The 12,196-nt window shown below is 47.5% G+C and carries 10 protein-coding genes and 1 tRNA gene; 6 read left to right on the plus strand and 5 right to left on the minus strand.

What is annotated here, in order from left to right; translation table 11 throughout:
• The 3 genes from AAA857_RS02460 to AAA857_RS02470 form a co-directional block, all read right to left on the minus strand.
• The gene (locus AAA857_RS02460) at positions 1–657 is read right to left on the minus strand and encodes a hypothetical protein (RefSeq protein ID WP_338172736.1); all 657 of its coding nucleotides are present in this window, start codon (positions 655–657) and stop codon (positions 1–3) included.
• A gap of 955 nt (positions 658–1,612) precedes the next feature.
• Positions 1,613–2,737, minus strand: coding sequence for a TFIIB-type zinc ribbon-containing protein (locus AAA857_RS02465; protein WP_338172738.1), 1,125 nt, complete (start codon positions 2,735–2,737; stop codon positions 1,613–1,615).
• Positions 2,738–2,829: 92 nt separating this feature from the next.
• On the minus strand, positions 2,830–3,936 hold the full coding sequence (locus tag AAA857_RS02470; protein WP_338172741.1) for a hypothetical protein: 1,107 nt from the start codon (positions 3,934–3,936) through the stop codon (positions 2,830–2,832).
• Between the two features lie 113 nt (positions 3,937–4,049).
• On the opposite strand from AAA857_RS02470, the gene AAA857_RS02475 reads away from it, so the two are divergent.
• The gene (locus tag AAA857_RS02475) at positions 4,050–5,726 is read left to right on the plus strand and encodes a hypothetical protein (protein WP_338172743.1); all 1,677 of its coding nucleotides are present in this window, start codon (positions 4,050–4,052) and stop codon (positions 5,724–5,726) included.
• Between the two features lie 26 nt (positions 5,727–5,752).
• The gene (locus AAA857_RS02480; protein WP_338172745.1) at positions 5,753–7,270 is read left to right on the plus strand and encodes a hypothetical protein; all 1,518 of its coding nucleotides are present in this window, start codon (positions 5,753–5,755) and stop codon (positions 7,268–7,270) included.
• Positions 7,271–7,297: 27 nt separating this feature from the next.
• Here AAA857_RS02480 and AAA857_RS02485 read toward each other — a convergent pair whose 3' ends face one another.
• Complete coding sequence (locus AAA857_RS02485) at positions 7,298–7,549, minus strand: hypothetical protein (protein WP_338172747.1); 252 nt, start codon at positions 7,547–7,549, stop codon at positions 7,298–7,300.
• Between the two features lie 300 nt (positions 7,550–7,849).
• Between AAA857_RS02485 and AAA857_RS02490 the strand changes: the two genes are divergently transcribed.
• Positions 7,850–9,661: a hypothetical protein gene (locus AAA857_RS02490; RefSeq protein ID WP_338172749.1), complete on the plus strand. Its 1,812-nt coding sequence runs from the start codon at positions 7,850–7,852 to the stop codon at positions 9,659–9,661.
• Positions 9,662–9,797: 136 nt separating this feature from the next.
• Here the strand turns inward: AAA857_RS02490 and AAA857_RS02495 are convergent.
• A tRNA-Tyr gene (locus AAA857_RS02495) sits at positions 9,798–9,901 on the minus strand.
• A 226-nt stretch (positions 9,902–10,127) separates the two neighbouring features.
• Between AAA857_RS02495 and ftsZ the strand changes: the two genes are divergently transcribed.
• From ftsZ to AAA857_RS02510, 3 genes are all read left to right on the plus strand, one after another.
• Positions 10,128–11,306: a cell division protein FtsZ gene (ftsZ, locus tag AAA857_RS02500; protein ID WP_338172751.1), complete on the plus strand. Its 1,179-nt coding sequence runs from the start codon at positions 10,128–10,130 to the stop codon at positions 11,304–11,306.
• 63 nt (positions 11,307–11,369) lie between these two features.
• The gene (locus tag AAA857_RS02505) at positions 11,370–12,077 is read left to right on the plus strand and encodes a hypothetical protein (RefSeq protein WP_338172754.1); all 708 of its coding nucleotides are present in this window, start codon (positions 11,370–11,372) and stop codon (positions 12,075–12,077) included.
• Complete coding sequence (locus AAA857_RS02510) at positions 12,077–12,181, plus strand: PGF-CTERM sorting domain-containing protein (protein WP_338172756.1); 105 nt, start codon at positions 12,077–12,079, stop codon at positions 12,179–12,181. The genes AAA857_RS02505 and AAA857_RS02510 overlap by 1 nt, the downstream gene beginning before the upstream one ends.
• Positions 12,182–12,196 lie beyond the last annotated feature (15 nt).

Consider the following 12,196-nt stretch of genomic DNA (forward strand, 5'->3'; position numbering starts at 1 on the left):
TCATGAGTTGAGCAGATTCTGAATATGATTCACATAAGCGCCAACGCGTACAATAGGGTCACTGCCAAGTCGATTCAGGTGCGGTAGAATATTTCCATGACAGACCCAATGACCACGACGACGAGTGCCCGGAATTGTTCCATTACCCGACCCACTGGAATAAGATACTGAAGGCGGTGTTGCATACAAAGAGACCCCTGGGCGGATGACGATTTCACTGAAATTAAGGACATAAGCATGCATAAGGCCGGAAGTGGCATTAGGGCAATAAATAACAATCTCCCAAAAACCACTCTTTGTCCTTCCGTTGGATGGAACTCTGAGCCTAAGCATTGGGGCGCTTGTCGGCGTCAAATGTTGCTTGGTTGGTTGGAGCGAGGGATACTCAATTTGAAGTTCCTTCACCCGATTGCGAGGAACAGAACCCCCGGCCACCTTGGCCACACCTACGTAGACGGTGCTGTCGCGATGGTTCGCAGCTTGCTGGTTGGAAATGACCTTGCCCATTTGATCGTACACGTCAAAGTCGCCTTCGGGTGAGAGTTTCTGGGCCTGAACGACCTGCTTAAGGGTTTGATTTGGCTTGGCCTCGATGCGTTGCTTTGCAGTTTGGTTGAGTGTATTTGCTACGGTTAGGGGGATCATTGTGTTCATCATATTCTTCATCTCCAATTTTTTCTTGTTTGATTACGTGCGCTCTCACCTACAACGGGGTTCGTTGAGTTTGTTTTCTGTCATTAGTGACAGGTCTTATCCATGTGCAACAAGCCCCCAACTCGAAAAGAACACATATGCCAATGCACCTGTGCAAATGAGTAACGTCAATCTTGAAAGACCATACGTGAACAAAGGAGAATCATCTTGTTCCGGCAATAGTTCTCGTTTGACTTGAACTGAGTCCGTAGAGACATACACAAATCCGTGACTTGGATGAGGGATTTTCGCAAATCGCTTATTTTTTGTTTTAACTCTGTATACCGACCCGGTGCACTTTGGAGTATTACCTCGAAGAACACACAGGAGAAATGTTCGCCAACCTGATGCATACAATCGAGCAACTTGAATCTCATCGGTTAGAAATACTAGAGGGGGAATCACTTTTCGATGGGCCGGATTCTTTATCCAATTTGATCTCGGCTCAATCTCTTTCAGACCTTCCACGGGTGAACCATGATACAGAGGGCGGTCGACTGAATCTTCATGCTTCAGACGAGGTGGGCGCCGACCTTCTCGGTTTATTGAACCATCTCGTTGGGTGTGTTGCCATAGCATATAATCACCTGATGTGTTTTCTATTGAGGCATCTAATTGACGTCATACTGCGTACCAGTAATGTAGAAATATTCTTCGTTTGACCTCCATTCTCCAAGATTGTCATCGCAACAGGCACAATGAAGGTAATCACCTCTTGTGATCAATTTTGGATGATCGCATTCTTCGTAAAATCTACTGCAGGTTTTGGTTCCACACTTCTTACACGTTTTCTTGGCCATAATGACTTCTCCTTTGGGGGGTTATCTACAACGCAGTTCGTTGGGTTTTTTTTCTGTATTATTTGACACAACTGTCACCAACAGTGAATCACCTCACAATGATGAAATGGTTCACATGTTCATGACTCCGAATATGTGCCCAAAGGGTCAGATGCAAACATAAAGTGTGCTTCGGGAAAGCGACCTTTCTTGAATTTCAGCTCAAGATCCTTGAGCCGGTTTGATAGACCTGCAGGTGAAAGCCCTACTGCGCCTGCAATACGTCCAAGCTGATGCTTTTCCATGCCCAGGAGATTCAAGGTCGAATACATGACACAACCTGACAAGAAACCGATGGAAAGATTAGCCATAGGACCGTCGACAGAAGGTTCCTTTATTTCGGTCATAAGGTCCCAAAAGATTTGTTGAATTGACTTCATATCGTCATCATCGAAATGCGGAGCAAGAGCTACCACCAAGTTCTCTGCTGCAATATCGAGTTTATCGGCTCTTAGAGAAGAACGTTCCATGACGTCTGGAATCACAGCCCACCCCATTCGGCAGCGGGCTTTGTAGGATTTGGAAATGGTTTGCATTGCATTTCTTACCTGCTTCGTTGAGATTTCATACTGTTCCATGATCGGCATTGGATTAAAGGCGGGTGTCCTCAACCATTTGTGAGAAAGGGTAGCAACAGCAAGAGCCATAATTTGCAAATTATGTTGATGGCTGTTCCCTCGGATGCCCTTGGGTTTTCGAGTGATGGAAGTCTTTGGACAAATAAGCGCAGCTTGTTCTCCCGATGACAAGGTCCTCCGGATGGCCTCCCGTTCTGGGGACAATTTTCGGCAAGTGGCATCAGCAAGATGTGTTGTGGCGCGGGCGAGGTTTTCACCAAACATGGATGCCAGCGTTTGCTTCAGTTCACGGCACATTGGATCTTGTTCACGTTGGCTGGAGCGATCAGCTCGTCCCAAACGAATGAACATTTGGCGCTGTGCAGGAGTAAGGCGGTTTCCTGCATAATCGGTTCGATCCCCAAAAGGATTCATACGCCCTCCTTTCGCTGAATTCGGGTTGTTTGAAAAAACATCTATCGCTTCGCTATGACGAGTATCACCCAAGCTTGAACTGCTGTTGGTATCAGCATCAAGAGTGTAGTGATTGTCAACCAAACCGCAATCTGAACAGGTACGTTCTGCCCGAGAAATATCCAACTCAAATGTAGTTCCGTGGCAGTCTTCGCAAGGGGTATTATTGGTCATTGTATTCATCTCCGTTTGAGTTGGGTTCTCATCAATTAGGGGTACTGATTAAGCCGAAGTTTGTCACTTTTGACACAAACCGAAACGATGCCTCATTCATTGATTCGGCCCCCTTTTTTGTGGAAATCACTGGGGAAAGCAACAATTCGAAGAGCTCGCTTGTATCGCGTATGGCGCTTTAATTGAACAATGACCCAGCGACCGCGATAATCGTCAAGTGGATGCTCTTCGCTGTTGATCAGGGTGCATTCCACATTATCCTTCATCATCGGGTTATACAGGGCGACCGTACGCCCCTGTTCTGGAATCTTGATGAACTGCGTCATTCCATATGAAAATCCCTCGAGGTTCACCATGTTAGGACGTGATTGGTTGCTCTTTGCTACCAAGACCCCACGCTTTGGTGATGGACTGCTCTGCGCTGAACCGCAGACCAATACAGGCCAGGAATTGGGGCCTGTGGTACGACTTCGGTGAATGGGTGGGTCCAACTGAACGGTTGAGATTTCACCAATCTCCACAATCCTGCTCCGGGCACGACTTCTAGGCCTTGTCTTAGGCTGATATGGTGCAAAATCCCTCGGGATCGGTGTGATATCTCCGCGAAACTTGACTGCGTGCAGGCCTCCTGTGATTTCCCATGCGGACCAAAGGCCTCTGATTGCATCAAGTTGTTCCTTTTCGACTTCCAACTTCACCTTGTAATCACACAATCCAGTTTCAGGATTATAGAGATTTGATGTGGCTCCCTTCAATGGTACCTGCAGAAATACCAACCCTTGTATGGAATAATACGGGGCCGAAGGGGAAAACTGATAGCCAACCAAATGGTCTCCTCTTTTCCAAGAAGTAGTATAAGCAGTGGTGAACGTGTCAACCACGCCCCCCAGCACCGTAATATCACGGCCAAGATGATCCTGTGAAGGAGCGAAATATGGGCCTTGTAATCGGTCAATCCAGATTTGAGCTACATTTTTTGGTGGTTCAACACGAATAACATCAGGACCTGAATGCGCTTTTTGGTAATTGACCATCATGCCATCAGAGTCGGATAATAGGCGATAGGAGCCATCTCTTGACTGAAGGCCGTTGGTCCTCAAGACATCATTAAGCGTTGAACTCTCATCATGGACGGGAACAACGGTGGAAAAATCCGCATCTGGAAACAGGATTGTGAGCTGCTTAACTTCTCCTGTCATGACCAAAACCGGCCTTGACAAGAGATATATGTGTCAAAAAAGACTGAACGACTGCATCTAAGCCCTCGACCCTTACGAGAATGGTATATATGGTGTCACATCAAGCGTATATCATGGATGTAGTGATCACGGCACACGGCGCTGCAGGCAGTAACAGCGTTCTTTCGCAGCACGTTATTGATTGGCTTCAACGAACTTCAATCTCAAGATGCGTGTTGCTTGTTCCGAGAGACGAGGAATACGGATTGATTGAAGAAGAATTAAACAATTCTCTTAGCGTAGCCTGTTCAGTTGAGCGTGTGGTATTACCAAAAATGCAGACCAAAAACATACAAACTCCTACAGATCTAAAATCACAACCATGGGCAATACTCAATCACATCCAAAAATGCATGAACCTCCACAACGAAACCACCGTTTTTCTCGGGCGTGGCTCAAGATTGCATGACCATCTTCTGTGGCTGAGTGCACAGTGCCATCCTAACGCTCATCTTCTCCACATTGATTCACTTCAACCAGCTCTTTCAATCAAGCGCACGGGTTCAACAACAGACATCGCTACCAGCACCCTCCGTGGACTGTTGCATTTCCACCTCCAAGACATCGAAAACAAAAGACCTGAGCACCTCGGTTACAGTGACGCAGAACGATTGAGTGGATACGCTGGAGCAGGCACCACGCTGGGAGTGCGCCCTGCATTGCAGACATTTGTTGAAAAGAATCTTGTCGAAAAGTTGCCGGTCGCCAAAGACTCCGTTTCGTACAAACTCACTCCGGCTGGTTTTGCTGATGCGTTCGCCTCATATTGTGGCCGTCGCTTTTCTGAGAACGACACTATACGGCGAAATCTCAACATTGTGTTCGGGAGACTGCCCCACATCCAAACGGAAAACGAAAGGGGGGAAAAACAGGATTTTAATCTCTTTCAATACCTCGCACCCCTCCAACCAATTGATGGGCTTCTTGTTGTGTTGCAACGTCATTCAGATGAAATTGAAGGCACACATGTTGTCACTTTAGAAGATGCGATCGTTCAATTTGAACACTCTGATGCTCACTTTATTGGGGATTTACGTAATGCGCACCGAGTGCTGATGCGACGTTCTCAAGAAGACCTGATCGATATGAAACGACACTTGGTTGTCATCAATCCTGAAGCAACACAAGAATTCCATCTTGATTTTTTGCTTCGCCTCCTCAATGAATGCCAAATCTTTGAGGAGAACTTTGGGCTGTCAAGGTGGAATATTGATCTAACACAGCCCCTCGGTAAATTACACAGTGCCGTTTCCTTTTTCACACTGCTTTCAGGCGCCATAACAACATACATTTACAAAAATCAATTACCAAACGAAGAGCAATCCCCATTCACACGAAAAGAGCACCTTATTCCAGTCCCAAACAAAATGGCTTACGAAACCCTCAATGCATTTAAAAATCCACATGGAAACACAAAAGATGCTCCAAATTTCTTGCAGATTTTGCTGCTTTGGGAGCGCTATCACGAGGGACAAAATGCCAGTTTAGAAGGTAATTTGTTCGAGGCACCGAAGTCCACAACAGCACAACAACAAACTGCTAACAACGCAAACCTCTCTAAATTTTATGAGCGTGAATTGAAGTCCAAATATAAGGAGATATTTTATCCTACAAATTTTAATCGCATCATAAAGAATCTCAATGGACATGGATTGGTCGTCAAACAAGGAATGGCATACTTGCTCACCGATCTTGGTACTTTCGTTGCAGAACAACTCCTAAAAATAACAGAAAAGGAGGCATTGAATTGATACCCCCTGAAGTGTATTGTGTTTGTATGAAATGCAATGATTACAGTAGGTTGGATTTACATTCATTTCATTGCGAAAAAGGGCACACTCAACTCCCTGGTTTCCTTCTTCATGATGGGATTGATTATGTTTACAATTGTGGCTCTAAATGCGTGGGAGGGGCTGAGTATTTGATGGGAAAGTGCACCTGTTGCGATGAAGAAGTAGGGAAGGTGTACAAATTAAACGAATCGCTCCAGAAAAAACCAAAAAATTTCCAGATACTGTACACAAAGGACGAGGTGGAGGCTGACCGAGTCGAAATTGCAAAAAGGAAGAAATCCGCTCCAGTGGCTCAAAGCTTACCTGTCTGTCTGTATTGTGAGCGAAATAACAAAGGGACGTTTATCACCGAACCAAACCGTGTTGAAGAACTTGGTTTTCGTCCGTATGGCGAACCTACAGGCAGTCAATCATCAGACGATTTTGCGCCTCTCGGTTTGTGCATTTCCGTGGTGTGTCTGCGTGAGGCGGGAAGAGAGCATGACTTCGGAATACCTCTTGTCAGCGAGGAAGTCTTTGACCAAAGCGTGACAATTCAAGCACCAGAACCTTGTGAAGCGTGTGGCTCAGGGATCATAGTGATCAATGAAAAAGAGACATTTTATGTGTGCAATAATCCATCATGTGGCATTCAGTACGGTAATGAATTTGACAGAGGCACGGGGCATGGAGAAAGAGGAGATGAATCCTTATTATTACAAAAATGCTATTCGGACGCAATTGCCGACAGAAGGCATTTCGTTGAGCCTCCCTATCATTTTACCATTGCTGAAAATCCATTTAAACAGAGGAATTTTATTGATGAAGCCTCCAAAATTGGAAAAGATAACAGGGCTTCAAAGTACAAGAATACAAAAGATTGGTTCATATGTTTGGGGCCATACTTATCGACCCTCTACAGAACAGAGATTGGAGAATACAAAGAGCACATTATTTTGGCAACATATCTCGACAAATCATACCACATGTACCACATTGAACCTTTATGGCTCTTTGCCAACAGGATAGGAATCAATGACCGCGTGGTAAAACGTTCTTTTGACCTCTATGAGCATGCTGAACTTGCCTTTGAACATATACTTCGTCAAAACCAAGAAGAAATCCTTGTCACGCGACACCGACTCGGACCAATTGTGTCTCATCTCAAAGATCAAATCTCACCTTGGCCGATAAGCGTTGACGATAATGAACTATTTGCTGCTGGAATCGAGTGTTACGAAAAAATGAATCAGGCTGGATACCTACACAACTTGCTCAATGCATCCTTGCTCAATGAGGACTTCACGCTCAATGGAAAAATCAAGACACCCATTGGTTTTGTTGAAGCGTTATGCCTTCTAGGAGGCTTTTTCAAACTTAATCCCCAGTTCGCAAGAGATGTTTTGAGGTATATGTTCCCGACCACAGGCGGAAACGACCTTTGGAAATCAATACTCAATGAAAACGGAATACATTTTGTGAACAACAACTTGATGACATTATTACGAGCAATTTCTTCCTAAGTCATTCGCCACTGCTAAAACGGGCAACTACTCGCTCATGTACCTCATTTCATGCTTGCGAGTGCCGTCAACTTCGTCATCGGGATTGATGTACACTTCTACACCATAATACTCCGCCAACGGCCCGGTTGCATCAACTGCAACTTCCGGAGAAAGCAACGAAAACAGGGCGTACAACCCTTCTGTGGTCAAGAGGTGAACTCCCGGGTCGAGAAAATCGGAATATTTCGCCTGCGCCTCAGGATGATACCGTGTGCTCTCAAAGTCATGGTTTCTCACAACAATCGCCTGTACCTTCTCGTGCTTGAACGTCCTCACCTTACCAACAGCTATGGGTTTAGGCATGGAAGAAACGCTACCTGGAGCACAAAAGTGAACGATGGGTCACGGCTACAACGGTGTTCTTTGGCGTCATGTTGATGCCCGTCGGTATCGCATTGCATGTGGCGTTGGTTCGGTCAAACAATGGCGAAGAAGCCAGCGTTTTGGCTTGATTGAGTCCTCGTTAGCATCGTAACCTCATTCTATTAGTTGGTATAGATACAGACTACCATGTCGGGGAGAGGTCCGCCCCCCACAATGGGGAAGCGACATCGGAACTTTGTTCCCGATTGGGAAAGTCTGCCGGAAGGCGAATGGTTGGAGACCGACGAAAGCGGGACTCACTGGTACCTTGATGTGGAAGGGAATTACTGGCACTCCACGGATGACGGTTATCGTATTTGGGTTGATGAAGAGGAAGTTACAACCTCGTCCGTCACAGAATCATCAAGTCAATACGAGCAGGAAGATGATGATGAGGCTGATGGTGAAGGGGACGAACCATTCATGCCGGTTCCTCGTTTGGGCTCCGGAACGGCAATGTTGGGGATTGGTCTTGCCTTTCTCGTCATGGTCTGGACTTATTTTATCACCATGCCAACTGCAAAACTGAACATTGAGTTGCAATCTTCGGAAGCGACCCGGTTTGGAGGTGAAATGAGCGCCGTGTTCTTAGACGGGTTGGAACTCTACCAACTCCTCAACATCGCAACCCTCGTAATCGCAGTGGTTATGATCGGCCTAGCGGTCATGACCATCACCAAAAAAACACCATGGTGGACAGTCTCTGCATCTAATTTCGCCCTTCTGTGTGTTCTTTTCATTGCATCATTGGTTGCTTTTTCTTCAGAGCAGAAGAGTGTAGATGCCTGCGACCCTCTAGAGTATTATTGCTACCAATTTGAACAACCTTCGTTTTTCCTTATTGATGCGGTATACCCTGCGATTTTTTCCATGGTTGCTTTCTTGATCATCTTTAGTTGGTCGTTGAAGGCTTGGGCCAATTTTGACCCAAACGAGGTGCCTGAACCTGAATTGGACGTTCAAATCTTCTCAAAAGATGCTCCTCCGTTGGGGGCTTTTGCTGCATTGGTTGGCTTGATTGCATCACTCGCAGTTCTTGCCTTCACACAGATCTTTGCCGTTCCTGCCGTGGAAGAAAACCTTGACTTCGCAAACGATCTAGGATTAACGGAATTTTCTGAAATGTTTGAAACGGTTCTGCTTTACAATCAACTGGCTGTTGGACTTTCAGGAATGGTCGTGCTCGTATCTCTGCTCACGCTCATCAAAAAAGTTCCTTGGTGGGTCCTGCCAGCGTCCTACCTTCCTTTGATTGGAATCCTATTCATGACCGTCAGTAAAAGTGATTTCAACGGTTTAAGTTCGTTTGAACAAGACGCTTTCATCCCAGGAAGCGGTTCCCTGATTGCAATGATGGTCATCAGCGCGAGTGCCTATCACACCTTGATGAATCATGAATGGGAGGAACTCGAAGACAACGAAGGGCACGATGACTTTGGTGAAGCGAACCATTACGATTTTAACGATGACGAGGAAGAACATCTAGAGTGGCGAGGTAAGGTCAAAACCGTCGTCATGGGCCTAGTGATTTTGATGACCGGAATCGGAGGCTTCGTCTTGCAACAATACGTAACCTCTGCGGCAAATGAACCAACGTTCAAGATACGAGATGCAAACGGTGTCCTCACCAATGGATCATCCGATCAATTAGTCGTTCTGGATTTGATGGATAAATCCAAGATGTTCTCAGAAGAAACCATCCGAATTTCCATCCAAATTGACGGAAGTGAGGCCGCGGATTGCACAAGGGTGTGGGATGGTTCTTGCACGTTTGAATATCTTGAAATCTTTGAGGACCGAAGATTAACGGCTATGGAAAGCATTCTCATCACTGAAGGTAACAATCAGAACTGGTGCTCCGGCGCTGCTGAAGAATCGTGCCAAATTACGGTACGCGTCACTCAGAAAAATTTTACGGAAGATGAAGACATGCAGGTCTCGGTTGAAGTAATTGAGCTTGGTAGTTACACGATTACGGTTGTTTGAGAGCGCTCAACCTCTCGATAGAGCGTGGACGTACCGTAAGGCTTCGATAAGAGTCCCCGCTCCCATGAGAGAGGAAGTGAAAGAAATCGCTCAACCTCTCGATAGAGCGTGGACCACCGAAGCGGTCTTGCAAATGTGGTCCCCGCTCCCAGACTTGAACTGGGGACACCCTGATGTCTGCTGAGACGTTTGTTTTTACACAACTACAGTCAGGTGCTCTACCAACTGAGCTAAGCGAGGTATTCTGTCGCACTTGCCTCCAGTACTTAACCCTCATCAATGAAATGAGCGAGGTTGCACACCGTTTCCCCAGGAGAGGGAGAGGCTTTTCAAAGGTTGAGGACTCTGTTCCGAACTAGAGATAACGGAGCCGAGAATTTACCTCCAAAATCGCCATCTTCGCCATCGTTTGAAGGGTCGCGGTTATGTAGGGTAAGGAGAGGCTCGCAAACGGAGGAGTGAAAGGATGGGACCTGGGCATGCTTCTAGTGGTACAAACGGTGGGGCGAGCGGTAACGATAACGCATTCGCCGACATGATACAGGGTCTGAAAGATGATGCCATTCATCGCGGCGCTACAACCCTCATGGATGAGGAAGTTGGCTCGTTTGGAGTCCCGAATCCAAGAATTCTCATCGTTGGCTGTGGCGGCTCTGGAAACAACACCCTCAACCGCATTACTCACCTTGGTGTGGAAGGCGCTGTCACCGTCGCCATCAACACCGATAAACAACATCTCGACCACACACGCGCCCTGCAAAAGTTGCTCGTAGGCCGTCACATCACCCGCGGATTGGGTGCTGGAGGCGACCCGTCAACAGGACGCCGTTGTGCTGAAGCAGGCCGTGAAATGATCAAGCGAATCGTGACCGGCGCAGACCTCGTATTCATTGCGTCGGGTCTCGGTGGAGGTTCCGGAACCGGCATCTGTCCCATCGTCGCTGAAGAAGCAAAAGCTGCTGGCGCTCTTGTCGTCGGTATCGTGACCACGCCGTTTCATGTTGAACGCCGTCAACGCATGAACCGTGCCTTGGAAGGATTGGAATCGCTTCGTCGATGTGCCGATGCCGTCTTGGTATTGGACAACAACCGTTTGCTTCACTTTGTACCAAACCTCCCTCTGGATGAGGCGTTTTCCATCATGGACCAATTGGTTGCAGAGATCGTCAAAGGAATCGTCGAGACCATCACGTTGCCTTCCCTCATCAACCTGGACTTTGCTGACATTCGGGCCATCATGGCCAACGGCGGCGTCACCATGATGCTTTACGGTGAATCCGACCGTGGTCCCGAAGAAGTGGTTCACGAAGCACTCAACCATCCACTCTTGGACGTTGACATTTCGGGAGCGACCGGTGTACTCATTCACGTAACAGGCGGACCCTACATGACGCTTGAAGCAGCCAATCAGGTCGTGGACCTCTTGACCGCCAAGGTGAGCGATAACGCCAACGTCATTTGGGGTGCCCGACAAGATGCTGGATTTGGAGACACCATCAAGGTCATGGCCATCATTACCGGCGTAGGCGGAACCACGCTCAACGTCGCCCGAATGCAACCTGATGCCCTCGGTGACGCCCTTCGACTTACACGCCAGCAACAAGGTGACCGAGCCAACAACATGGACTTCCATCGCTTTGAATGAGGCTTTTGTTCGGCGCACAAGTACCGAGAAGGTTTCAAAAGTAAGGCGCGGCGTGCGTTTATCATGCGTGGTAAATCCGTGATTGCCCTTGTCTTGGTTGCAATGTTGCTCGTTCCCGTTCAAGCAGGCGACGTCAGTGCTCAACAAACACAACAGGAAGACCCCAAACAACCCAATGCCAACAACACCACGATGTACATGTACCACGATGGTTTTGCCGACGCATGGTCTCATTTTGCAAATAACGATACCGAATCCACTGAAGAAGGAGAACTTCGTGAAGAAAAGGACAACGGCGTCATCGACATCAACCTTCGATTCCGCATGAAGCCCGACCTTGACAAGCGCCTGCTCATGACCACTGACGGAGAATTCCGTGGGAACTTCAAGATCGACGTCGGCGGCGATTGGACCAACGGCGACAACAACGGACCCTGCAACAACGATTGCGAGAACCTCAACATCACCGTCTTCCGTGGCGGTGCTGAAGTGTGGACCAACCAGTTCACCGGCATCCAAGAGGGCGAACAAAATGTTCCCTTCGCCTTCGCCGTCACCGAAGACCATGCAGAATGGGACGGTCGAGACGACAGCCCCATCATTGAAGTCACCATGAAACTGAAAGGTACCGTACAATCAACAGCGGGTGGGGTTTTGTTACGACCAATGAACCCGCATGGTTCGCCATCAAACTCGGTGAAGAAAGCCGCTTTGAGATGCCCATCAGCGACGACAGCTGGAGCGAAGAGTTCCAGGCTGGAGATGACATGATGGAAACAGAAGACACACCAGGTTTCACCCTCGTCGTAGCCTCAGCCGCTCTTGGCATGGCCCTCTTCGTCAACCATCGCAAAGAGAACGAAGTCACCGAGTGAAGCCAGCGCTAAGGA

The sequence above is a fragment of the Candidatus Poseidonia alphae genome, assembly GCF_943787815.1.
In the GTDB taxonomy this organism is placed as follows: domain Archaea; phylum Thermoplasmatota; class Poseidoniia; order Poseidoniales; family Poseidoniaceae; genus Poseidonia; species Poseidonia alphae.

Coding starts and splice junctions, on each gene's coding strand:
- AAA857_RS02460 (WP_338172736.1), bottom strand. CDS start 657: ATGATGAACACAATGATCCCCCTAACCGTAGCAAATACACTCAACCAA.
- AAA857_RS02465 (WP_338172738.1), bottom strand. CDS start 2,737: ATGACCAATAATACCCCTTGCGAAGACTGCCACGGAACTACATTTGAG.
- AAA857_RS02470 (WP_338172741.1), bottom strand. CDS start 3,936: ATGACAGGAGAAGTTAAGCAGCTCACAATCCTGTTTCCAGATGCGGAT.
- AAA857_RS02475 (WP_338172743.1), top strand. CDS start 4,050: ATGGATGTAGTGATCACGGCACACGGCGCTGCAGGCAGTAACAGCGTT.
- AAA857_RS02480 (WP_338172745.1), top strand. CDS start 5,753: ATGAAATGCAATGATTACAGTAGGTTGGATTTACATTCATTTCATTGC.
- AAA857_RS02490 (WP_338172749.1), top strand. CDS start 7,850: ATGGGGAAGCGACATCGGAACTTTGTTCCCGATTGGGAAAGTCTGCCG.
- ftsZ (WP_338172751.1), top strand. CDS start 10,128: ATGGGACCTGGGCATGCTTCTAGTGGTACAAACGGTGGGGCGAGCGGT.
- AAA857_RS02505 (WP_338172754.1), top strand. CDS start 11,370: ATGCGTGGTAAATCCGTGATTGCCCTTGTCTTGGTTGCAATGTTGCTC.
- AAA857_RS02510 (WP_338172756.1), top strand. CDS start 12,077: ATGGAAACAGAAGACACACCAGGTTTCACCCTCGTCGTAGCCTCAGCC.